Source organism: Micromonospora sp. CPCC 205558 (assembly GCF_036902955.1).
In the GTDB taxonomy this organism is placed as follows: domain Bacteria; phylum Actinomycetota; class Actinomycetes; order Mycobacteriales; family Micromonosporaceae; genus Micromonospora.
Genome location: NZ_JBAKHR010000018.1, coordinates 128,438 through 151,580 on the forward strand (window position 1 = coordinate 128,438; position 23,143 = coordinate 151,580).

Consider the following 23,143-nt stretch of genomic DNA (forward strand, 5'->3'; position numbering starts at 1 on the left):
AGGTTTGCCGAACGATGACCGACACCTCCCTCACCCCCGATCCGACCAGCGCCCGACCCCACCCGGTCCGAGCGAGCGTTGGCGCAGTCGTCACCACCGTGGCCTGCGTACTCCCCGTCTTCCTGCTCGGCGGGCTCGCCGTGCAGATGGGCACCGACCTCGGCTTCTCACCGGCCGGCCTGGGCCTGGCCGTCTCGGTCTACTTCGGGGTCAGCGCGCTGGCCTCGGTGCCCTCCGGCCGCCTGGTCGAGCGGTACGGACCGGCCCTGGTAGCCCGCTGCGGCATCCTGCTGGCCGCCGGGTCGATGCTGGCCGTGGCGGCCTTTGCCCGGTCGTACCCGGTGCTGGTCGGCCTGCTGGCGCTCAGCGCCGCCGCGAACGCGCTCGGTCAGCTGGCCAGCAACGCCGCCCTGGCCCAGCACGTGCCGGCCCGCCGGCAGGGGCTCTCGTTCGGGGTCAAGCAGGCCGCCATCCCGGTCTCCACCCTGCTGGCCGGGGTGGCCGTGCCCACCATCGCGCTCACCGCCGGCTGGCGCTGGGCGTTCGTGGCCGCCGCGCTGGCCGCGTTGACGACGCTCGCCGCCGTACCCCGGCAGTTGCCCGGCCTGGCCCGGCGGGTCGGTGCCACCCGCGCCGGGCGGGCGACGGCGGCGCTGGTGGTGATCGGTGCGGCGGCGACGTTGGCCTCGGGCGCGGCCAACGCACTCGGCACCTTCCTGGTGGACTCGGCCGCAGCCCGGGGCCTGTCGCCGGGCCTCGCCGGCCTCACCCTGACCCTGGGCAGCGCGGTCTGCGTGGCGGCCCGGGTCGGCGCCGGCTGGTTGGCCGATCGCCGCGACACCGGTCACGTCGCCGTCATCGCCGCGATGCTGCTCGTCGGCGCGGTCGGGCTGGGTCTGCTCGCCTTGACCGGCTCGGTGCCGTTGGTCGTCGGTGTGGTGCTCGGCTTCGGCCTGGGCTGGGCCTGGCCCGGCCTGATGAACTTCGCGGTGGTCCGGCTCCACCCGCAGTCACCGGCCGCCGCCACCTCGATCACCCAGACCGGGGTGTACGCGGGCGGCTGTCTCGGCCCGTTGAGCCTGGGTCCGCTCGCCGCCCACCTCGGCTACCCGGCGATGTGGACCATCGCGGCCGGTGCGATGCTGCTCGCCGCCGCCCTCATGCTCGTCGGGAGCCGACTGTTGACCCGCGCCGCCGCGGGTCGGGGCGTGGATCAGCTGGTGCGGTCGGCGATGTAGTCGCAGAGCGACTCGAGCGCGCTGCGGGACGGGCCGTGCGGCAGCGGGGCGAGCTGCGCGCGGGCCTCCTCGGCGTAGCTGCGCACTGTCTCCCGGGCCCGCTTGAGCGCCGGGCTCTCCCGCAGCAGCCCCAACGCCTCGGCGTGCAGCGCGTCGTCGGTCAACGGGCCGGTCGCCAGGATCTCCCGCAGCCGCACCGACGACGCGTCGGAGTCGTCGGCCTCACGGGCGTAGAGCACCGGCAGCGTCGGGACGCCCTCGCGCAGGTCCGTGCCGGGGGTCTTGCCCGACTGCACCGACTCGGAGGCGATGTCCAGCAGGTCGTCGGAGAGTTGGAAGGCGACGCCGATCGTCTCGCCGTACCCGGCGAGGGCCTCCACGTGCTCCGGGGCGGCACCACCGAACATGCCGCCGAACCGGGCCGACGTGGCGATCAGCGAGCCGGTCTTCTCGGCGATCACGTTCAGGTAGTGGGTCACCGGGTCGTCATCGGCGCGCGGCCCAACGGTCTCCGCGATCTGACCGTGCACCAGCCGGGCGAAGGTGCGCGCCTGCAACCGGACCGCCTCGGGGCCCAGGTCGGCGGCGATGTCCGCCGCGCGGGCGAAGAGGTAGTCGCCGACCAGGATGGCGACCGAGTTGGTCCACCGGGAGTTCGCGCTCGGCGCGCCCCGACGGACGACGGCCTCGTCCATCACGTCGTCGTGGTAGAGGGTGGCGAGGTGGGTGAGCTCCATCACCACGGCGGCCGGGACCACCTGCGCGGCGGCCGGGTCACCGAACTGGGCGCCGAGCGCCACCAGCAACGGCCGGAAACGCTTCCCACCGGCCTCGACGAGGTGCCGGGCAGCCTCGTTGACGAACGGATCGGCGCTGGACACGCTGGCCCGCAACTCGACCTCGACCGTGTCGAGCAGGCCCACCACGGACGCCTCGACACGGGCATCGGCGAGGTTGAGGCCAAGCGCGCCGAACTGACTCGTGCTCGCCCGACCCCGCCGACCGCCGGAGCCGGAGGCACCTGAACGCTCGCCCGCCGGATTCACCACGCCATCAACCATGCCACACCCGTTCGACCTGCTCCGGGCCGGGGATACGCACCGGGGGCCGGCGCGTGAACACGTGCCGACCCCCGGTGATCGATCCTTTGGCTATCGAACGAATTCGGCGGCTCCGGTAGCCAGATCGAGCAGCGGCGCCGGGGCGACACCCAACACCAGGGTCGCCAGCACACCGATCATCAGCGCGGCCGAGGTGAGCCCACCGGGCACGGTGACGGTCGGGGTGGACTCGCCCGGCTCGGAGAGCCACATCATCACCACGACCCGCAGGTACGGGAACGCGAGCACCATGCTGGTCAGCACACCGGCGATCACCAGCCAGGCCTGACCACCCTCCAACGCCGGCCCGAAGATGGCGAACTTGCTGGTGAATCCACTTGTCAGCGGAATGCCGGCGAAGGCCAGCAGGATGAACGTGAACAGCGCGGCGAAGAACGGCGACCGCCGGCCCAGCCCGGCCCAGCGGGACAGGTGGGTGGCTTCGCCGTCGTCGTCGCGCACCAGCGTCACCACGGCGAACGCGGCCAACACCGAGAAGCCGTACGCGACCAGGTAGAACATCGTGCCGGCGAGCCCGTCGCGGCTCGGCGCCAACACACCGACCAGCAGATAGCCGGCGTTGGCGATCGAGGAGTACGCGAGCAGCCGCTTGATGTCGGTCTGGGTGACCGCGAGCACCGCACCCACCAGCATGGTCAGCACCGCCACCGCGCCGAGGACCGGCGTGAAGTCCCAGGTGGCGTCGGCGAACGCGACCTGGAAGACGCGCAGCAGGGCACCGAACGCGGCGACCTTGGTGCAGGCCGCCATGAACCCGGTGACCGGGGTCGGAGCGCCCTGGTAGACGTCCGGCGTCCAGACGTGGAACGGGGCCGCCGCCGCCTTGAAGAGCAGACCGATGGCGAGCAGCGCCATGCCGGCGAAGAGCAGCACCGGGCTGGCCGGCGAATCGCTCACCGCCGCGTGGATGGTGGCGAAGTTGACGCCGGCCGGGCGGCCCGGGATGCCGGCGGTGAAGCCGTAGATCAGGGCCACGCCGAACAGGAAGAACGCGGAGGCGTACGCGCCGAGCAGGAAGTACTTCATCGCCGCCTCCTGGCTCAGCAGGCGCCGGCGACGGGCCAGCGCGCAGAGCAGGTAGAGCGGCAGGGAGAAGACCTCCAACGCGATGAACATGGTCAGCAGGTCGTTCGCCGCCACGAAGATCAGCATGCCGCCGATCGCGAACGTGGTGAGCGGGTAGACCTCGGTGAGACCGTTACGCCCCTCGGCCTGCCGCCGGTCGTCGGCCGACTCGGCGGTCACCGCGGCCTGGGCGACGAACGCCCCGCCCCGCTCGACCGAACGGTCACCGATCAGCAGCAGCGCCATCGCGGCCAGCACCAGGATCGCGCCCTGGAGGAACAGCGTCGGCCCGTCGATCGCGAGGGCCTGGCCGGCGGTGATGATCCGCTCATCGGCGCTAAGGACCACCATGGTCAACGCCGCGAGCACCGCGAGCAGCGCCAGCGTCAACTGCACCAGGTGCCGCCAACGCCGGGGCACCAGGGCCTCGACCAGCACGCCGAGCAGCGCGGTGCCCAGCATGATCAGGATCGGAGCGATCGCCGCGTAGTCGATCGACGGCAGTTTCAACTCGGTCACCGGGCCAACCTTTCGTTCGCGACTGCGGGGCTCGCAAGCTCACTCCTCGCGCTCACCGCGCCGCCTCCTGGACGGTGCCGCCCACGGACGGCGCCGGGTCGGTTCTGCCGATGTCGTCCATGGTCGCCTGGACGGCGGGGTTGATCACGTCAGTGACCGGCTTGGGGAAGAAGCCGAGCAGCACGATCAGCGCGATCAGCGGGGCGACCACGACCTTCTCGCGCAGGTTGAGGTCCCGACGCATGCCGTCGACCTCGGTCAGCGCCGGGTTGAGGGTGCCCTGGGTGGTGCGCTGCACCATCCACAGCACGTACGCGGCGGCCAGGATGATGCCGAGCGTGGCGATGACCGCGACCGGCTTGTTCACCGTGAAGGTGCCGATCAGCACCAGGAACTCGGAGATGAACGGCGCCGTTCCGGGCAGCGCCAGGGAGGCGAGACCGGCGAAGAAGAGCACCCCGGCGAGCACCGGGACCAGCTTGCCCGCCCCACCGAAGTCGCTGATCAGCGCCGAACCACGCCGGGAGATCAGCATGCCCACCACCAGGAAGAGCAGGCCGGTGGCCAGCCCGTGGTTGAGCATGTAGAGCACCGCGCCGGTGCCAGCCTGGGTGGTGAACGCGAAGATGCCGACCCCGATGAAGCCGAAGTGCGCGATCGACGTGTACGACACCAGCCGCTTGAGGTCGTTCTGGCCGACCGCCAGCAGCGCGGCGTAGACGATGCCGATCACGCCCAGGGCCAGCGCCCACGGCGCGAACCACTTCGACGCCTCGGGGAACAGCGGCAGGCAGTAACGCAGGATGCCGAAGGTGCCGACCTTGTCCAGCACGCCGACCAGCAGCGCTGCGGCACCCGCCGGGGCGGCGCCACCGGCGTCCGGCAGCCACGTGTGGAACGGGAAGAACGGCGCCTTGATCGCGAACGCGAGGAAGAAGCCGAGGAACAGCCAGCGTTCGGTGCCGGTGCTGATGTCGACCTGCGAGAGCGCCTGCCAGTCGAAGGTCTTCCCGCCGACCACCCACAGCCCGATCACCGCGGCCAGCATGAACAGACCACCGACGAGCGAGTAGAGGAAGAACTTCACCGCCGCGTACTGCCGCTGGTGGCCGCCGTAGCTGCCGATCAGGAAGTACATCGGCACCAGCATGACCTCGAAGAACACGTAGAACAGGAAGACGTCGGCGGCGGCGAAGACGCCGATCATCGTGCACTCGAGGACCAGCAGCAGCGCGAAGTAGACGGGCACCGACCGCTTCGACGAAGCGAGATTTCCGGCGCGCGCAGCGCCTTCCAGCGGGGCCGAGCCAGGTCCGTGTTTGGTCGCGGTTGGCGCCCCGGAAACCTCGTCCGCGTCGTGCCAGGACGCCAGGATCACCAGCGGGACCAGCACCGCGATCAGCATCAGCATCACCAGCGCGATGCCGTCGGCGGCGAAGGTGAAGCTGACACCCCAGTTCGGAATCCACGAGTACGACTCGCGGAACTGGAACCGGTCACCGCCGGCGTTGAAGCTGACCCACATCACCACCGAGAGCACCAGCACCAGCAGCGACCAGGCGAACGCCACCTGCTTGGCCAGCTCCGGGCGGTGGCGCGGCAGGAAGGCCACCACCAGGGCGCCCACCAGCGGCGCCACGGTGAGCACCGAGAGGAACGGGAAGTTGGACATTATGCGGCCTTACCTCCGTCGTCACTGCGTGGTCCGCCGGCGGGGGCGGCCGGAAAGAGGTCGATCACGCCAACCACCCCGCCTGCACCGCCAGGAACGCCGCCATCACCAGCAGCGCACCGGCCAGGATCGAGGTGGCGTACGAGCGGACAAAGCCGGTCTGCATCCGGCGGAGGCGACCAGAGCCCCCGCCGACTGCGGCGGCGAGCCCGTTGACGAGCCCGTCGATGCCCCGGTTGTCGAGGTACACCAGCGCCCGGGTGAGGAAGATGCCCGGCTTCTCGAAGACCGCCTCGTTGACCGCGTCGGTGTAGAGGTTGCGCCGGGCGGCGGTGACCAGCACCCCGGCCGGCTGCGGCGCGGTGGCCGTACCGGCCCGGAACAGGAACCAGGCGAGCCCGGCGCCGAGCACGGTGACCAGCAGCGACAGGATCGTGATCACCGTGTGGGAGAGCACTCCGTGCGCCGCGCCGGCGGTCTCCTCGCCGAGTACCGGCGCCAGCCACGACGCGACACCGTCGTTCCAGGCCATCAGCCCGCCGGCCACGACCGACCCGGCGGCCAGGAGGATCAGCGGGATGGTCATCAGCTTCGGCGACTCGTGCGGGTGCTCGATGTCCTCGGTCCACCGCTGCGGGCCGTGGAACGTCAGCACGAACAGCCGCGTCATGTAGAACGCGGTCAGCCCGGCCCCGAGCAGCGCCGCCCCGCCGAAGAGCCAGGCGGTCCAGTCCTCCCGCTCGAAGGCGCTCGCGATGATCGGCTCCTTCGAGAAGTAGCCGGAGAGCGGCGGGAGGCCGATGATCGCCAGCCAACCCATCATGAAGGTCAGCCAGGTGATCTTCATGTGCTTCGAGAGGCCACCGAATCGGCGGATGTCGACCTGGTCCTTCATCCCGTGCATGACCGAGCCGGCGCCCAGGAACATGTTGGCCTTGAAGAAGCCGTGCGCCAGCAGGTGGATGATCGCCAGCGCGTACGCCCCACCACCGAGGCCGACGCCGACGAACATGTAGCCGATCTGGCTCACCGTCGACCAGGCGAGCACCCGCTTGATGTCGTCCTTGGCCGCACCGATGATGCAGCCGATCAGCAGGGTGAGCGCGCCGACGCTGACCACCACGAGTTGCAGGGTCGAGTTGGCGGAGAAGATCGGGTTGGACCGGGCGATCAGGTAGACGCCCGCGGTGACCATGGTCGCGGCGTGGATGAGCGCCGACACCGGGGTCGGACCCTCCATCGCGTCCGGCAACCACGCCTGGAGCGGGAACTGACCGGACTTACCGGCCGCGCCCAGCAGCAGCAACAGGCCGAGGATCAACACCGTGGTGCCGGTCAACGCGCCGACACCGTTGAAGACCTCGTCGTACTGGGTGGTGCCCAGGGTGGCGAACATGATGAAGATGCCGATGGCCAGGCCGGCGTCGCCGACCCGGTTCATCAGGAACGCCTTCTTACCGGCGGTGGCCGCGCTCGGCCGGTCGGTCCAGAAGGAGATCAGCAGGTACGACGCCAGACCGACGCCCTCCCAGCCGAAGTACAGCATCACGTAGTTGTTGCCGAGCACCAGCAGCAGCATCGCCGCGACGAACAGGTTGAAGTACGCGAAGAACCGACGACGGCCCGCGTCGTGCGACATGTACTCCACCGCGTACAGGTGGATCAGGAAACCCACCCCGGTGATCAGCAGTACGAAGACCGCGGCCAGCGGGTCGAAGAGCAGGCCGAAGTCGACGCGCAGATCACCGACCGCGATGAAGTCCCAGAGGCTCAGCTCGACCGACTTGTTCTCCAGGCCACGCAGCTGAAAGAAGAAGCTCAGGCCGAGCACGAACGCGGCGCCGATGGCGGCGACGCCCAACCAGTGCCCCCAGCGGTCGGCCCGGCGGCCGAGCAGCAGCAGGATGGCCGCGCTGACCAGCGGGATCGCCACCAGCAGCCAGACGCCCCCGAACAGCCCCGTGGCCTGGGCGTATTCCACAGTCTCTTCCACCGGTGGACCCCTCTAGTACTTGAGCAGGTTGGCGTCGTCGACGCTCGCCGAGCGTCGCGTCCGGAAGATGGACATGATGATCGCGAGCCCGACCACGACCTCGGCCGCCGCCACCACCATCACGAAGAACGCCATGATCTGGCCGTTGAGGTCACCGTTGATCCGGCTGAAGGTGACCAGCGTCAGGTTGGCCGCGTTGAGCATCAGCTCCACGCACATGAACAGCACGATCGCGTTGCGCCGGACGAGCACCCCGGCGGCGCCGATGGTGAACAACACCGCCGCGAGGACCAGGTAGTAGTCAGGCGTCATGAGTCCGTCCCCTTCAGCGTGGTCTCCTGCGCGGTCAGCTCCCGCACGGGCAGGATGTCCGGCGTGCTCCGCTCAGAGAGACGGCCGTCCGGCAGTCGGGCCGGGGTGGCCACCGAGGACGAGGTCGCGAAGACGCCGGGGCCCGGCTTGGGGCCGGGGTAGTTGCCCGGCGCGAAACGGGCCCGCATCGTCGACACCTGGTCGACCTTGTCCTGCTTGCGGCGCTCGATGTGCGCGAGCACCATGGCGCCGACCGCCGCGGTGATCAGCAGCGCCGAGGTCAGCTCGAACGCGAACACGTACTTGGTGAAGAGCAGTCGGGCGATGCCCTGCACGTTGCCCTCCGCGTTGGCCTGCTCCAGGCCGACCGCGGTGGTGCCCTCCAGCGCCCGGTAGAGGGCGCCGCCGACCAGACCGGCGAAGCCCAGCCCCAGCGCGATCGCGGCGACCCGCTGGCCGCGCAACGTCTCGATGAGCGAGTCGGTGGAATCCCGACCGACCAGCATCAGCACGAAGAGGAAGAGCATCATGATCGCGCCGGTGTAGACGATGATCTGCACCATGCCGATGAACGGCCCGGCCTGGAGCACGTAGAACACGCCCAGGCAGAGCATGGTGAGCACCAGCCAGAGCGCGGAGTGCACCGCGTTGCGCGCGGCCACCATCCCGATCGCGCCGATGAGCGCGAGCGGCCCGAGGATCCAGAAGGTGACCTCTTCGCCACCGGACACCGCACCCGCCGCGGCCAGCACCGTAGACGTGGTCATGCTTTCTCTCCCTTGCCGGCCGCGACGCGCTGGGCGGCCTGCTCGGCGCCCGGGAACGTCACGCCGGGGTGCTCCTCGACCTGGTAGCGGCCGGGGCCCATCGGGGACGTCTCGGCACCGGCGGAGGTGCCCGGGTTGTCCAGCGCGCCGACGTAGTAGTCCTTCTCGCTGTCACCCAGCCGCATCGGGTGCGGCGGCTGCTCCATGCCCTCGAGCAACGGCGCGAGCAGCTGCTCCTTGGTGAAGATCAGGTCCTGCCGGTTGTCCCGGGCCAGCTCGTACTCGTTGCTCATGGTGAGCGACCGGGTCGGGCAGGCCTCGATGCACAGCCCGCAGAAGATGCACCGGGCGTAGTTGATCTGGTAGATGCTGGCGTACCGCTCACCCGGCGAGAAACGCTGCTCGTCGGTGTTGTCGCCACCCTCGACGTAGATCGCGTCCGCCGGGCAGGCCCAGGCGCACAGCTCGCAGCCGATGCACTTCTCCAGGCCGTCCGGGTGCCGGTTGAGGATGTGCCGCCCGTGGTAGCGCGGCGCCGACACCGGCGGCTTGAACGGGTAGTCGGTCGTGACGACCTTCCTGAACATGTGCGAGAAGGTGACACCGAATCCCTTGAACGTTCCGGTGATCGCGCCCACGTCACACCTCCCTGGAGTCCGAGCCGGCAACGATGTTGGCCGGCTCCCGCTCGGCGACCACGCGCGTGATACGCGGGCTCGGTGGTACCTGAAGATCCATCGGTGGCAGCGGGAAGCTCCCGTACGGCCGGTTGTCGACCAGTTCCTGCGTCGTCGGCTTCGGCTGCGGCTTCCGGGTCGGCCAGAAGATCGTGGCGATCAGCAGGATTCCGGCCGGAATGCCGACCGCGATCATCTTGCCGCGGGTGTCCCAGCCCTCGATGGAGCGAAGGCCCGACAGGACCAGGATCCAGACCAGGTTGATCGGCAGCAGCACCTTCCAGCCGAGCCGCATGAACTGGTCGTAGCGCAACCGGGGCAGCGTGCCACGCAGCCACACGAAGACGAAGACCAGCGCGATCACCTTGCCGAAGAACCAGAGCATCGGCCACCAACCGGAGTTGGCGCCCTCCCAGATGGTGATCGGCCAGGGTGCTCGCCAACCGCCCAGGAACAGCGTCGTGGTGACCGCGGACATCGTCACCATCGCGACGTACTCACTGAGCATGAAGAGCGCGAACTTCAGCGAGCTGTACTCGGTCATGTAGCCGGCGACCAGCTCGGACTCGGCCTCGGGGAGGTCGAACGGCGCCCGGTTGGTCTCACCCACCGTGGCGATGAAGAAGATGATGAAGCTCGGCAGCAGCAGGATCGCATACCAGCCCGGCGCCGGGATCGTCTGGCCGAAGATGGACAGCTGCGTGCCGTCACCCTGGGCGGCGACGATCCCGCTCGTGCTCATCGTCCCGGCGGTCATGAAGACCGCCACGATGGACAGCCCCATGGCGACCTCGTACGAGATCATCTGGGCGCTCGACCGGAGACCACCGAGCAACGGGTACGTCGAACCGGAGGCCCAGCCACCCAGCACGATGCCGTAGACGCCCATCGACGAGCAGGCGAGCAGCAGCAGCACCGCCACCGGCACATCGGTGACCTGCAACGGCGTGTGGTGACCGAAGATGCTCACCATCGGGCCGAACGGCACCACCGACAGGGCGGTGACCGCACAGATCACCGAGATGGTCGGCGCGAAGAAGTAGACGACCTTGTCGGCCGCCTTCGGCAGGATGTCCTCCTTGAAGGCCATCTTCAGGCCGTCGGCGAGGGTCTGCAGCAGGCCGAACGGGCCGACCTGGTTGGGGCCGGGCCGCACCTGCATGTAGCCGACCACGCGCCGTTCGAACCAGACACCGAGCAGGGTGGCCAGCAGCCCGAAGACGAACGCGAAGACAATCTTGCCGAGAACCAGCCACCACGGATCCCGACCGAAGTCGGCAAGCGTCGGATCCTGGGCCAGGTAGATCGGACTCACTGGTTACCCCCGGAGTTGAGGAGCGGGCCCGGGAGACCGGTCTCGTCGGCCGCCACGCGCCCGGCCGGGATGGCCGTGCTCGGTGCGGGGACGGAGATCCGGACGACCGCGCCGGACGTCGCCCCGAGGCTGCGCCGCACGGTCGAGCCGGGTGAGTTGGTCGGCAGCCAGACCACGCCGTCCGGCATCTCGGTGAGTTCCGCCGGCAGGGTCAGCGCCCCACGGTCGGTGCCGACCGTGACGGCGTCACCGTCGACCACACCGAGCACCTCGGCGGTGCCCTTACCCAGCCGGACCACCGGCGGACGGGCGGTCCCGGCGAGGTTCTCGTCGCCCTCGGTCAGGGTGCCGAGGTCCACCAGTTGGTGCCAGGTGGCCAGCACGGCCTCCCCGGCGTTCGGCTGCGGCACCCGGCCCGGCGCGACCGACGGCGCGGCCGGCCGCGACATCCGCGTCGCCGGCAGCGTGGCCAGCTCACGTCGCACGCTCAGCACATCGGCCGTGCCGAGGCGCACGTCGAGCAGCGCGGCCAGCGCGTCGAGCACCCGGCCGTCGGTCATCGCTGCGGTGTTCAGCACCGCCTCGAACGGGCGCAGCCGGCCCTCCCAGTCCAGGAAGCTGCCGGCCTTCTCGGCCACCGGGGCGACCGGCAGCACCACGTTCGCCCGCCGGGTCACCGCGCTGGCGCGCAGCTCCAGGCTGACCAGGAACGGCACCGCGTCCAGGGCGGACTCGGCCAGTCGCGGGTCGGCCAGGTCGGCCGGGTCGACACCGCCGACGACAAGCGCGCCGAGCTGCCCGTTGGCGGCTGCGGTCAGGATGCCGTCGGTGTCGCGACCGGCCTGGCTCGGGATCACTCCGGCCGGGATGTCCCACGCCTCACCCAGCTCGGCCCGAGCGGCCGGCTCGGTGACCAGGCGTCCACCGGGGAGCAGGTTGGGCAGGCAGCCCGCGTCGACCGCGCCGCGGTCACCCGCGCGCCGCGGCACCCAGGCCAGCTTCGCGCCGGTACGCCGGGCCACGTCGGCCGCGGCGGAGAGCCCACCCGGCACGGTGGCCAGCCGCTCGCCGACGATCAGGATCGCGCCCGGCGCGCTCAGCGCCTCGCTGACCGTGGCGTGCTCGGCGAGCACGCTGGCCTCCTCGCCCGGCACCACCCGGGCCAGCTTGGCACCGAGCTTCTCCAGGCCGCGGGTGGCGAACGGCGCCAGCGCGTACACCGTCAGGGTCTTCTTCAGGTACGCCTTACGCAGCCGCAGGAAGAGGATCGGGCACTCCTCCTCGGGTTCCAGGCCGACCAGCACCACCGCCGGCGCGTTCTCCACGTCGGTGTAGGTGACGTCGGTGACCCCGGCGACCGAGCTGGCCAGGAAGTCGGCCTCCTCGCGGGAGACCGGCCGGGCCCGGAAGTCGATGTCGTTGGTGTTCAACGCGACCCGGGCGAACTTGGCGTACGCGTACGCGTCCTCGACGGTCAGCCGACCGCCGGTGAGCACCGCCGTGCCCTGCCCGCTCTCCCGAGCCGCGTGCAGCCCTTCGGCGGCGACGGTGAGCGCTTCACTCCAGGACGCCTCGCGCAGCTCACCGGTCTGCTCGTCGCGGACCAGCGGAGTGGTCAGCCGGTCGGCGGCCCGGGTGTACTGGAAGCCCCACCGGCCCTTGTCGCAGTTCCACTCCTCGTTCACCGCCGGCTCGTCGCCGGCCAGCCGACGCAGCACCTTGCCGCGCCGCCAGTCGGTGCGCTGCCCGCAGCCGGCCGAGCAGTGCTCGCAGACGCTCGGGCTGGAGACCAGGTCGAACGGGCGGGCGCGGAAGCGGTACTGGGCACCGGTCAGCGCACCCACCGGGCAGATCTGCACGGTGTTGCCGGAGAAGTAGGAGTTGAACGGGACGTCCCCGCTGTCCTCCCCGGACTCCGCGCCGTACGCGTCGTCCCGGTAGATGTTGATTTCCTCGGCGGACGACCGGCCCATCAGGTCGATGAACTTGTCGCCGGCGATCTCCTCGGAGAACCGGGTGCACCGCTGGCAGAGCACGCACCGCTCACGGTCCAGCAGCACCTGGCTGCTGATCGCCATCGGCTTCTCGTACTCCCGCTTGTGCTCGTGGAAGCGCGAGTCGGTGCGGCCGGTGGACATCGCCTGGTTCTGCAGCGGGCACTCGCCGCCCTTGTCACACATCGGGCAGTCCAGCGGGTGATTGAGCAGCAGCAGCTCCATCACCCCCTCCTGCGCCTTCTTGGCCACCGGGGAGGTGAGCTGGGTACGCACGACCATGCCGTCGGCGACGGTCTGCGTGCAGGAGGCGACCGGCTTGCGCTGCCCCTCCACCTCGACCAGGCACTGCCGGCACGCGCCGGCCGGGGCCAGCAGCGGGTGGTCGCAGAACCGGGGGATCTCGGTGCCCATCTGCTCGGCGACCCGGATCAGCAGCGTCCCCTTGGGGGCGGTGACCTCGACGCCGTCGATGGTGAGGGTGACCATGTCGGTCTGCTTGGCTACGTCCGTCATCAGTGAGCTCCAACCAGCTGCTTGTCGGAGAGCTTCGGCGCGGTCCGTCCCTCGATGTAGTCGAGGTAGTCCTGCTTGAAGTACTGCAATGACGAGGTCACCGAGCTGGTCGCGCCGTCACCCAGGCCGCAGAACGAGCGGCCGAGGATGTTGTCGCAGGTGTCCAGAAGGGTGTCCAGGTCCTCATGGGTGCCCTGACCGGCGAGGATCCGCCGGTAGACCCGCACCATCCAGTAGTTGCCCTCGCGGCACGGGGTGCACTTGCCGCACGACTCGTGGTGGTAGAACTCCAACCACCGGTACGTCGCGTAGACCGGGCAGTCCTGGTCGGAGAAGATCTGCGTGGCCGTGGTGCCGAGGATCGAGCCGGCCGCCGCCACCCCCTCGAAGTCCAGTGGCACGTCCAGGTGCTCGGCCGCGAGCAGCGGGGTGGACGAGCCGCCCGGGGTCCAGAACCGCAGGTTGTGGCCGGGCTGCATGCCACCGGCCAGCTCCAGCAGCTCGCGCAGCGTGACACCCATCGAGCACTCGTACTGGCCCGGGTTGGCGACCCGGCCGGAGAGCGAGTAGATCATCGGCCCGGAGGACTTCTCGGTGCCCATGCTCTTCCACCAGTCGGCCCCACCGAGCACGATCGGCGGGACGCTGGCGATGGTGCCGACGTTGTTCACCACCGTCGGGCTCGCGTACAGGCCGTGGGTGGCCGGGAACGGCGGGCGCAGCCGGGGCTGACCCCGGAACCCCTCCAGCGAGTCCAGCAGGGCCGTCTCCTCGCCGCAGATGTACGCCCCGGCGCCGGAGTGCACCACCAGCTCCAGGTCGTAGCCGCTGCGCAGGATGTTCCGGCCCAGGTAACCCTTGTCGTACGCCTCCTGGACCGCGTTGCGCAGCCGACGCGCGGCGTGCACCGCCTCGCCCCGGATGTAGATGTAGGCGCGGGCGGCCCGGATCGCGTACGACGCGATGATCACGCCCTCGACCAGCGCGTGCGGGTCGTGCGTCATCAGCGGCAGGTCCTTGCAGGTGCCCGGCTCGCCCTCGTCGGCGTTGACCACCAGGTAGTGCGGCTTACCGTCGCCCTGCGGAATGAAGCCCCACTTGAGGCCGGTGGGGAAGCCTGCGCCGCCTCGGCCCCGCAGCCCGGAGTCCTTGATCAGCTGGATCAGGTCGTCCGGGTGGGCCTTGAGCGCCTTGCGCAGTGCGGCGTAGCCGTCGAGCTGCTCGTACGTGCCGATGCGCCAGGCGTCCGGCGACAGCCAGCGCTTGGTCAGCACCGGCGTCAGCTTGGCCAGCGTCTCCGGGCGGGGAGTGGTCACTTCTGGGCCCCCGTTTCGCTCGCGTCCGCCGGTCCGACGCCGTCGGCGTCCGTCCCGGCCTTCGCTTCGGTGAGGTTGCGCTCCTGCGCCCCGGCCTCGTCGCCGGCGGGCTTGCCGTCGCCGGCCGGCGCGTTGGCCGCCACGCCGGCAGCCTGCGCCTCCTGCGCGTCCCGGGACGCCGGTGGCGTGGTGTTCGTCGGGGCGGACGCCCCGTCGCCGCCCTTGACCGGTGCCGCGCTGGCCTCGGCGGGCGCCGGCTTGGCGGCCTCCGCCTTCGCCTTCGCCTCGGCGGCGGCCTTGTCGGCCTCGGCCTTGCTGCGGATCGGGGTGTTCGGGTCGAAGCCCGGGACCGAGACGCCGTGCTGCTGGGCCAGCCGCAGCCCACGCAGGGTGGGCTCACCCGGCCCGCCGTCGGCGACGGCACCGTCGCGTTCGTCGGCGAAACCGGCGAGCTGCACCGCCATCTCCTTGAGGGTGCAGAGCCGGGCGCCCCGGGTCGGCATCGGCCGCCCACCGGCCCGCAGCTCGTCGACCACCCCGACGGCGGTGGAGGCGTCCACGCCGTCGAAGAAGTCGTAGTTGACGGTCATCACCGGGCCGTAGTCGCACGCGGCCAGGCACTCGGCGTGCTCCAGCGTGATCGTGCCGTCGGCGGTGGTCTCGTCGTGCCCGACGCCCAGGTGCTCGGCGAGGGTGTCGTAGACCTCCTGGCCACCGAGCACGTTGCACATGGTGTTGGTGCAGACGCTGACCAGGAAGTCACCGGTCGGCTTGCGCTTGTACATCGTGTAGAAGGTGGCCACCGCGCCGACCTGGGCCTTGTTCAGCCCCAGCACCTCGGCGCAGAACGCGACCCCGGCCGGGGAGACGTACCCCTCTTCGGCCTGCACCAGGTGCAGCAGCGGCAGCAACGCCGAGCGGGACCGGTCGGCCGGGTAACGGGCGATGATCTCGCGCGCCCGCTCCCGGGTCTCATCAGTGAAAACAACACTCATCGGTCACAACCACCCATCACCGGGTCCAACGAGGCACCGCCGGCGATCACGTCGGCGATCAGACCGCCCTCGGCCATCGCCGGGAGGGCCTGGAGGTTGACGAAGCTCGGCTCCCGGTAGTGCACCCGGTAGGGCCGGGTGCCACCGTCGGAGACCGCGTGCACGCCCAGCTCGCCGCGGGGCGCCTCGATGGCGACGTACACCTGGCCCGGCGGGACCCGGAAGCCCTCGGTCACAAGCTTGAAGTGGTGGATCAGCGACTCCATCGACTGACCCATGATCTTCGCGACGTGCTCCAGCGAGTTGCCCATGCCGTCCACGCCGATGGCCAGCTGCGCCGGCCAGGCGATCTTGCGGTCGGCGACCATCACCGGGCCGGGACGGAGCCGGTCCAGCGCCTGCTCGACCAGCTTCATCGACTCCCGGATCTCGGCGAGCCGGACCTGGTAGCGGCCCCACACGTCACCGTCGGGGTGGGTCGGCACGTCGAACTCGTACGTCTCGTAGCCGCAGTACGGCATGGTCTTGCGCAGGTCCCAGGCGAGGCCGGCGGAGCGCAGCACCGGGCCGGTGATGCCGAGCGCCACGCAGCCGGTGACGTCCAGCACCGCGACGTTCTTCGTCCGCTCGGTCCAGATCGGCTGGCCGGAGAGGAGGTCCTCGTACTCCTTGAGCTTCTTCGGCATCATCTTGAGGAACTCGCGGATCTTGACGATCGCCTCGTCCGGCACGTCCTGCGCCACACCGCCCGGCCGCACGTACGCGTGGTTCATCCGCAGACCGGTGATGGTCTCGAAGATGTCGAGGATGTACTCCCGCTCGCGGAAGCCGTACAGCATGATCGAGATCGCGCCCAGCTCCATGCCGGTGGTGGCCAGCCAGACCAGGTGCGACGAGATCCGGTTGAGCTCCATCATCAGCACGCGGATGGTGGTGGCCCGCTCGGTGATGTCGTCGGTGATGCCGAGCAGCTTCTCGACGGCCAGCGCGTACGCGGTCTCGTTGAAGATCGGGGCGAGATAGTCCATCCGGGTCACGAACGTCGAGCCCTGCACCCAGTTGCGGTATTCGAGGTTCTTCTCGATGCCGGTGTGCAGGTAGCCGACGACCGAGCGGGCCTCGCGGACCGTCTCGCCCTCAAGCTCCAGGATCAGCCGCAGCACTCCGTGCGTGGACGGGTGCTGCGGACCCATGTTGACAACGATCCGCTCGTCGTTGATCGGGTCGGTGCCCGAGACGATCGTGTCCCAGTCCCCGCCGGTGACGGTGAAGACCCGGCCCTCGTCGGTCTCGCGCTCGCTGGCGTAGTTCGACGTCGTCACTGGTAGGACCTCCTCCGGTCCGGCGGCGCGATCTCGGCGCCCTTGTACTCGACGGGAATGCCGCCGAGCGGGTAGTCCTTGCGCTGCGGGTGCCCCTCCCAGTCGTCCGGCATGAGGATCCGGGTCAGGCTGGGGTGGCCGTCGAAAACGATGCCGAACATGTCGTACGCCTCCCGCTCCTGCCAGTCAGCGGTCGGGTAGATGGCGGTCACGCTGGGCAGGTGCGGGGCCTCGACGGAGACCGCGGCCTCCAGCCGGACCCGCCGCCGGTACGTCATCGAGGTGAGCAGGTAGACCACGTGCAGCCGGCGTTCGTCGGCGCCCAGGTAGTCCACGCCGGACACCGACGAGCACAGCTCGAACCGCAGCGCCAGGTCGTCCCGCATCACCTGGCAGACCTCGGCGATCCGCCCCGGGCGTACGTGCAGGGTCAGCTCACCCCGGTCGACCACGACCTTCTCGATGGCGTCGTTGAAGGCCGGGTACGCCTCTTCCAGCGCGTCGCGGACCTCGTCGAAGTAGCCCCCGTACGGCCGGGACGCCTCCTCGATGGGCTGGCGCTGGCGGACCAGGCCGCCGTAACCGGACACGTCGCCGGTGCCCTGGTTGCCGAACATCCCGCGACCGGCCGGGCTGGCCGGCGGGAACTCGGCGGGGGCACCACTGGTGGCGCCGGCCGGCACCACCGGCAGCGGTACGCCGCCGTCGTTTGGCTTGTCCGTGGGTGACGTCATTTCGGGCCTACCTGCGGGTGGAGGTGGTTCTGAGCGTTCATCCAGTTCTCGATGCGCAGCTGCTCCTCGCGGCCCTCGCGGACCGCCCGGGTCCACTCGGCGCGTCGGGCCTTGTCGTTGCGGTACGAGGAGGGCATCGAGCCGTAGGGGACGACCGGAACGTCGCCACGCTCCTGGCGGGCAGCGAGCATCTTGCGACCGTTCGGGCCCAGCGGCTCGTACATGATTTTTTCGCGGAGCTTGAGGATCGCGTCGATGAGCATCTCCGGCCGGGGCGGGCAGCCGGGGAGGTACATGTCGACAGGCACCACGTGGTCGACGCCCTGCACGATCGCGTAGTTGTTGAACATGCCGCCGCTGCTGGCACAGACGCCCATCGAGAGCACCCAGCGCGGCTCGGCCATCTGGTCGTAGATCTGGCGCAGCACCGGGGCCATCTTCTGACTCACCCGGCCGGCCACGATCATCAGGTCGGCCTGCCGGGGCGACGCCCGGAAGACCTCCATGCCCCAGCGGCCCATGTCGTAGTGCGGACCACCGGCGGCCATCATCTCGATGGCGCAGCAGGCCAGGCCGAAGGTGGCGCCCCACACGGACGACTTCCGAGACCAGTTGACCAGCTTCTCCACCGAGGTGAGCAGGACGCCGGCGGGAAGCTTCTCCTCGATGCCCATCTGACGTTCCTTCCTCAGTCCCAGTCCAGGCCGCCGCGCCGCCACACGTAGGCGTACGCAACGAAGACCGCGACGATGAACAGGACCATCTCCACGAAGCCGAAGATCGGCAGAGCGTCGAACGAGACCGCCCAGGGGTAGAGGAAGATGATCTCGATGTCGAAGACGATGAAGAGCATCGCCGTCAGGTAGAACTTGATCGGGAACCGCCCGCCGCCGACCGGCTGCGGGCTGGGCTCGATGCCGCACTCGTAAGCCTCGAGTTTGGCCTTGTTGTAGCGCCGGGGACCGGCGAAGCGGGCGGCGCCCACGGAAAACAGCGAGAACGCCGCGGCGAGGGCGAACAGCCCGATGATCGGTGCGTAAGGCGAGAGCGACATCGTTTTCTCCTGCTCGTCCTTCCCTGCCCTCGGTGCTTGACGAAAATCACACTATTCACGTCCCTCGCAGTGGCAGTCGGCGGGGGTCGATCTTTGTCGGCTTCGGGGCCGTGACCAGCACCGATGCCGTCCTACGTATACGGTTCCCGCTGTCATCGATGACCGCTGGACCCGCAAGGCCACCCCTCGCGCTACACGGCGGGAGCGGCTTTCGTCATCGCGTTGATGACCCGATCCATCGCGTCCCCGCCGCGCGGGTCGGTCAGATTGGCCAACAGCTTGAGCACGAAACGCATCAGCGTCGGGTGCGGCATGCCGTGTTTGGTGGCGAGCCGCATGATCTCGGGGCGGCCGATCAGTTTCACGAAGATGCCGCCCAACCGGTAGTAGCCGCCGAGCCGGGCCTTCAACTCGTTCGGGTACGCCAGCAGCGCGCGCTCCCGCTCCGGGCCGGCCGGCCGGGCGAGGGCCTGGACCACGACCTCCGCGGCCAGTTCGCCGGACTCCATCGCGTACGCGATGCCCTCACCGTTGAACGGGTTGACCATGCCGCCCGAGTCACCGACCAGCAGCACGCCACGGGTGTAGTGCGGCACCCGGTTGAAGCCCATCGGCAGCGCGGCACCCAGGATCGGGCCGTCGGCGTTGGTCTCGTCGGTCATCCCCCAGTCTTCCGGGGTGTTCGCGAGCCAGTCGGTGAGCAGCCGGCGGTAGTTGGTCTTGCCGAACGCCGAGGACGAGTTGAGCACGCCCAGACCGACGTTGACCCGACCGTCACCGAGGCCGAAGATCCAGCCGTACCCGGGCAGCAGGTTGTCGCCGCTGTCCTTGCTGCGCAGCTCCAGCCAGGACTCCAGGTAGTTGTCCTCGTGTTTGGCCGGCGAGCGGTAGTAGCGGCGGACGGCCACGCCGATCGGCCGGTCCTCCCGCTTGGCCAGCCCGAGCGCGAGCGGGAACCGGCCGGAGACGCCGTCCGCCGCGACGACCAGCGGGGCGTGGAAGGTGGTGGGCTCCTTGCCCGGCCCGACCTCCGCCTCGACGCCGGTGACGTGGCCATCGCCGTCGAGCACCGGGCCCAACACGTTGACGCTGGTCCGCAGCTTCGCGCCAGCGGCCACCGCCCGCTGGGCGAGCAGGTCGTCGAAGTCCAGTCGCGTTCGCACCAGACCGTAGTTGGGGAAGCTGGCCAGCTCCGGCCAGTCCAGTTCGAGGCGCACCCCGCCGCCGATGACCCGCAGGCCGCGGTTGTGCAGCCAGCCAGCCTCGGGTGAGGTGTCCACACCCATCCGGATGAGCTGACGCACCGCGCGCGGGGTCAACCCGTCGCCGCAGACCTTCTCCCGTGGGAACTCGGTCTTCTCCAACAACAGCACCCGTACGCCGTGCCGGGCCAGGTGGTACGCAGTCGCTGATCCACCGGGACCGGCGCCCACGACAATGACGTCGGCGTCATGTTCCACCGCGGTCATTCGCGCCTCCTCCCGCATGCTCGTGAAATGCTTCACAAGCCAGACGGGACGAGTGTATGACCGGCGTCATACCAGCACAGGATCAGGGGTACCTAAATCGCCGATGTGACAGCCCAGCACCGTCCACAGCGGTCAGGTGTCACGCCGGGCTGGAGGCGTCCAAGCCCGCGTCGACCCGGATCGTCTCTGGCAGATGTTCGCGCAGCGCCCCACCCGCCGCCCGGTCCAGTGCGGCAAGCACCTCGGCCACCACCTGCCGGACCTCGACCGGATCGGCCCCAGCCAGCTCGCGCAACTGGGCGATGAGTTCGGCCGCGTCGTCGTCGGTGGCGGCCACCGGGTCCGCCGGGTCTGCTCCGGTCATGCGATCGAGCGTACGGGGCAAAGTGGACTAAAGACCGATATTAGCGGAACCTGAATAATGTCCGTGCCCGCCGGTGCGGTCCGCCGCTACTCGCGGATCCCCCGGTGCAGGGCCACCACGCCACCGGTCAGGTTGCGCCACGCCACCCGCCCCCAGCCGGCCGCGGCCACCCGTCCGGCCAGCGCGGACTGCGCCGGCCAGGCCCGGACCGACTCGGCGAGATAGACGTACGCCTCGGGGTTGCTCGACACCGTGCGGGCCACCGCCGGCAGCGACCGCATCAGGTACGACAGGTAGACCGTCCGGAAGACCGGGTTGACCGGGGTGCTGAACTCGCAGACCACCAGCCGGCCACCTGGCCGGGTCACCCGGGCCAGCTCACGCAGCGCCGCGTCGGTGTCGTTGACGTTGCGCAACGCGAAGGAGATGGTCACCGCGTCGAAGCTGGCGTCGGCGAAGGGCAGGCGCAGCGCGTCCCCCGCCAGCAGCGGCACCTCGGGCCGGGTCCGCTTGCCCGCGTACAGCATGCCCAGCGACAGGTCCACCCCGACCGCGTACGCCCCGGACTGGGCCAACTCGCGCGTCGAGACGCCGGTGCCCGCGCCCACGTCCAGCACCCGCTCGCCCGGCCGCAGCCCGAGCGCCGACCGGGTGGCCCGGCGCCAGGAGCGGTCCTGCCCGAGCGAGATCACCGTGTTGGTCAGGTCGTAACGCTCTGCCACGCCGTCGAACATCGCGGCGACCTCGTGCGGCTGCTTGTCCAGACTGGCGCGCTGGCCCTGCGGAGTACGGCTCACCCCACCACTCTGCCAGCCGTCCATCGACCGACGCTCGGAGGGTGGCGTGGCACGCAGCCGAGACGCGAAAGGGCGGGGTGGTAAGCCCACCCCGCCCTCGCGTCGTGCCTACGTCCGGACGCCTCGGTCAGGACGCGTGTCGCCATCGCACCCGTCGCCGTCGCGCCTGTTCCGCGCGCCGTCGATCAGGGCGCCGGTGTCAGTCGGTCGACTTCTCCTCGGTCGGCGAGACCAGGACCACCTTGCGACGACGGGTGAGCACCAGCAACGCTCCGCCCACGAGCAGGATGATCACGCCGATGCCGCCGATCAGGCCGACCTGCACACCGGTCACCGGCAGGCCGCCGCCGCCCGAGCCGCCACCGCCGGAGCCGCCACCCGGCGAGACGGTCGTGCCCGGCGTCGTCGTACCGCTCGGGCCCGGCGTCGGCGTGGCCGTCGCGGTCGGCGTCTCGGTCGGGGTGCCCGTCGCGGTCGGCGTCGGGGTCGGAGTCGGCGTCTCAGACGGGGTCGGCGTCTCCGTCGGGGTGACCGTCGGCGTCGGGGTCGGAGTCGGCGTTTCCGTCGGAGTCGGCGTCTCGGTCGGAGTCGGCGTCTCAGTCGGCGTTGGCGTCTCAGTCGGCGTTGGCGTCTCAGTCGGCGTTGGCGTCTCAGTCGGAGTCGGCGTCTCAGTCGGAGTCGGCGTCTCAGTCGGAGTCGGCGTTTCCGTCGGAGTCGGCGTCTCGGTCGGAGTCGGCGTTTCCGTCGGAGTCGGCGTTTCCGTCGGAGTCGGCGTTTCCGTCGGAGTCGGTGTCTCCGTCGGAGTCGGCGTTTCCGTCGGAGTCGGCGTCTCCGTCGGAGTGACCGTCGGGGTCGGGGTCGGCGACTCGGTCGGAGTGACCGTCGGCGTCGGCGTCGGGTCCACGGCCACGTCGACGAACACATCGAAGATCGCCTGGTTGTCGCCCTCATCGACCTCGGTGAAGGTCTTCCGCTGCGCGTTGGTGGCCCGCCGCGGCTGCTCCTCGGGCTTGCCGGCTGCCGCGTCCAGACCTTGCGCCACCAGCTCGCCGACCCGCAGCACCGGCTCGGTGACGTCCTTGTCGACGGTCACCTTGATGTCCGCCGTGTAGTAGTCACCGGGCCGGATCACCGCGCCGTCGTCCTGACAGAGCGCCTGGGCGACGCCGAAGGTCTGCATGGTGCACGTGTCCGGCAGAGTGTCGAACGTGACGCCCGCCGGGAGGGTGAGCACGTAGGCGATGCCGGTGGCCTTGCGGCTGCCGTCGTTGTAGACCGCCCAGTCGACCGGCACCGTCTCGCCCGGCCGCACCGGACGGAGGTCCGGGTCGTCGCCGTTGACACCGTTGACCACGACGTTCGCGTTGACGTCCTGCACCCAACTGGTCAGGTCGTACCCGGGCTCGGTGACAGTGATGTCGTGCCTGACCCTGTTGTCTTCCTTGTTGGGGTCCTCGGTGGCCGAGCGGATGTTGACCACCAGAGCGCCGGCAGCGCCCTTGCCGCCGGTGGAGAAGATCGGGATGCCGAAGTCCTCGCTGGTGCCGGCGGCCAGGTCGCCGAGGCGGCAGGTGAACTTCTCACCGTTCACCCGGCAGCCGTCGGGCACCACGACCCGGACCTTGTTCAGGTTCAGTTTGCTGGTGTCCACGGTGTAGGTGACGCCCTTGGCGTCTTCCTTGCTCCGGGTGTTGTCGACGGTGAACTTGAACGGCTTGCTCTTGGCCTCCGTGACACCCTTCGCCAGGTTGTAGCTGAGCGGTACCAGAGCCAGATCGGCCTGCTCGGCCGCCAGCACTGGGGCGGCCACGGCGGCGATGCCGCCGGCCGCGAGCAGCGCCACGACACTGGCGCGCACCAACGTCGAGCGGTGGAACGCTGTCATCAGTCCCCCGGGGGTAGG

19 protein-coding genes and 1 pseudogene are annotated in these 23,143 nt (G+C 70.1%); 1 reads left to right on the plus strand and 19 read right to left on the minus strand.

All coding sequences use genetic code 11. The annotated features are described in order from the left end of the window. Nucleotides 1-14: 14 nt before the first annotated feature. The gene (locus tag V6U86_RS21125; protein ID WP_334505570.1) at nucleotides 15-1,238 is read left to right on the plus strand and encodes an MFS transporter; all 1,224 of its coding nucleotides are present in this window, start codon (nucleotides 15-17) and stop codon (nucleotides 1,236-1,238) included. Here the strand turns inward: V6U86_RS21125 and V6U86_RS21130 are convergent. The 19 genes and pseudogenes from V6U86_RS21130 to V6U86_RS21220 all read right to left on the minus strand — a co-directional run. Further along, complete coding sequence (locus tag V6U86_RS21130) at nucleotides 1,214-2,299, minus strand: polyprenyl synthetase family protein (RefSeq protein ID WP_334505571.1); 1,086 nt, start codon at nucleotides 2,297-2,299, stop codon at nucleotides 1,214-1,216. The two genes, V6U86_RS21125 and V6U86_RS21130, sit on opposite strands and share 25 nt — an antisense overlap. A 90-nt stretch (nucleotides 2,300-2,389) precedes the next feature. Continuing rightward, entirely contained in the window at nucleotides 2,390-3,943 is a 1,554-nt protein-coding gene (nuoN, locus tag V6U86_RS21135) for an NADH-quinone oxidoreductase subunit NuoN (RefSeq protein ID WP_334505572.1), read from the minus strand. 52 nt (nucleotides 3,944-3,995) lie between these two features. Beyond that, nucleotides 3,996-5,615: an NADH-quinone oxidoreductase subunit M gene (locus V6U86_RS21140; protein ID WP_334505573.1), complete on the minus strand. Its 1,620-nt coding sequence runs from the start codon at nucleotides 5,613-5,615 to the stop codon at nucleotides 3,996-3,998. A gap of 64 nt (nucleotides 5,616-5,679) precedes the next feature. Continuing rightward, nucleotides 5,680-7,608, minus strand: a complete 1,929-nt coding sequence (nuoL, locus tag V6U86_RS21145; RefSeq protein ID WP_334505574.1) for an NADH-quinone oxidoreductase subunit L — start codon at nucleotides 7,606-7,608, stop codon at nucleotides 5,680-5,682. Nucleotides 7,609-7,620: 12 nt separating this feature from the next. Then, on the minus strand, nucleotides 7,621-7,920 hold the full coding sequence (gene nuoK, locus V6U86_RS21150) for an NADH-quinone oxidoreductase subunit NuoK (protein WP_030486270.1): 300 nt from the start codon (nucleotides 7,918-7,920) through the stop codon (nucleotides 7,621-7,623). Then, nucleotides 7,917-8,687, minus strand: a complete 771-nt coding sequence (locus tag V6U86_RS21155; RefSeq protein ID WP_334505575.1) for an NADH-quinone oxidoreductase subunit J — start codon at nucleotides 8,685-8,687, stop codon at nucleotides 7,917-7,919. Before V6U86_RS21155 ends, nuoK begins: the two co-directional genes overlap by 4 nt. Beyond that, the gene (gene nuoI, locus V6U86_RS21160) at nucleotides 8,684-9,325 is read right to left on the minus strand and encodes an NADH-quinone oxidoreductase subunit NuoI (RefSeq protein WP_196920665.1); all 642 of its coding nucleotides are present in this window, start codon (nucleotides 9,323-9,325) and stop codon (nucleotides 8,684-8,686) included. The genes V6U86_RS21155 and nuoI overlap by 4 nt, the downstream gene beginning before the upstream one ends. Nucleotide 9,326: 1 nt before the next feature. Beyond that, nucleotides 9,327-10,679 (minus strand): NADH-quinone oxidoreductase subunit NuoH, encoded by a 1,353-nt coding sequence (gene nuoH, locus V6U86_RS21165; protein ID WP_334505576.1) that lies wholly within the window; start codon nucleotides 10,677-10,679, stop codon nucleotides 9,327-9,329. Beyond that, entirely contained in the window at nucleotides 10,676-13,189 is a 2,514-nt protein-coding gene (locus V6U86_RS21170; protein WP_334505577.1) for an NADH-quinone oxidoreductase subunit G, read from the minus strand. The genes nuoH and V6U86_RS21170 overlap by 4 nt, the downstream gene beginning before the upstream one ends. Next, the gene (gene nuoF / locus V6U86_RS21175) at nucleotides 13,189-14,505 is read right to left on the minus strand and encodes an NADH-quinone oxidoreductase subunit NuoF (RefSeq protein WP_334505578.1); all 1,317 of its coding nucleotides are present in this window, start codon (nucleotides 14,503-14,505) and stop codon (nucleotides 13,189-13,191) included. The genes V6U86_RS21170 and nuoF overlap by 1 nt, the downstream gene beginning before the upstream one ends. Further along, nucleotides 14,502-15,500, minus strand: a complete 999-nt coding sequence (gene nuoE, locus V6U86_RS21180; protein WP_334505579.1) for an NADH-quinone oxidoreductase subunit NuoE — start codon at nucleotides 15,498-15,500, stop codon at nucleotides 14,502-14,504. The genes nuoF and nuoE overlap by 4 nt, the downstream gene beginning before the upstream one ends. Then, nucleotides 15,497-16,822, minus strand: a complete 1,326-nt coding sequence (locus V6U86_RS21185) for an NADH-quinone oxidoreductase subunit D (RefSeq protein ID WP_091395578.1) — start codon at nucleotides 16,820-16,822, stop codon at nucleotides 15,497-15,499. The genes nuoE and V6U86_RS21185 overlap by 4 nt, the downstream gene beginning before the upstream one ends. After that, nucleotides 16,819-17,556 (minus strand): NADH-quinone oxidoreductase subunit C, encoded by a 738-nt coding sequence (locus V6U86_RS21190; RefSeq protein WP_334505580.1) that lies wholly within the window; start codon nucleotides 17,554-17,556, stop codon nucleotides 16,819-16,821. Before V6U86_RS21190 ends, V6U86_RS21185 begins: the two co-directional genes overlap by 4 nt. Beyond that, nucleotides 17,553-18,230 (minus strand): NuoB/complex I 20 kDa subunit family protein, encoded by a 678-nt coding sequence (locus tag V6U86_RS21195; protein WP_145785918.1) that lies wholly within the window; start codon nucleotides 18,228-18,230, stop codon nucleotides 17,553-17,555. The genes V6U86_RS21190 and V6U86_RS21195 overlap by 4 nt, the downstream gene beginning before the upstream one ends. 14 nt (nucleotides 18,231-18,244) lie before the next feature. Then, on the minus strand, nucleotides 18,245-18,610 hold the full coding sequence (locus tag V6U86_RS21200; RefSeq protein ID WP_007454588.1) for an NADH-quinone oxidoreductase subunit A: 366 nt from the start codon (nucleotides 18,608-18,610) through the stop codon (nucleotides 18,245-18,247). Nucleotides 18,611-18,801: 191 nt separating this feature from the next. Beyond that, nucleotides 18,802-20,079: a geranylgeranyl reductase family protein gene (locus tag V6U86_RS21205; protein WP_334505581.1), complete on the minus strand. Its 1,278-nt coding sequence runs from the start codon at nucleotides 20,077-20,079 to the stop codon at nucleotides 18,802-18,804. A 139-nt stretch (nucleotides 20,080-20,218) separates the two neighbouring features. After that, a complete protein-coding gene (locus tag V6U86_RS21210) occupies nucleotides 20,219-20,443 on the minus strand; it encodes a hypothetical protein (RefSeq protein WP_030334118.1) in 225 nt (74 codons plus the stop codon). Between the two features lie 86 nt (nucleotides 20,444-20,529). Further along, the gene (locus V6U86_RS21215; protein WP_334505582.1) at nucleotides 20,530-21,240 is read right to left on the minus strand and encodes a demethylmenaquinone methyltransferase; all 711 of its coding nucleotides are present in this window, start codon (nucleotides 21,238-21,240) and stop codon (nucleotides 20,530-20,532) included. A gap of 835 nt (nucleotides 21,241-22,075) precedes the next feature. Next, nucleotides 22,076-23,125 (minus strand): annotated as a pseudogene (locus V6U86_RS21220) (cell wall anchor protein); the annotation flags it as partial. Nucleotides 23,126-23,143: the final 18 nt, after the last annotated feature.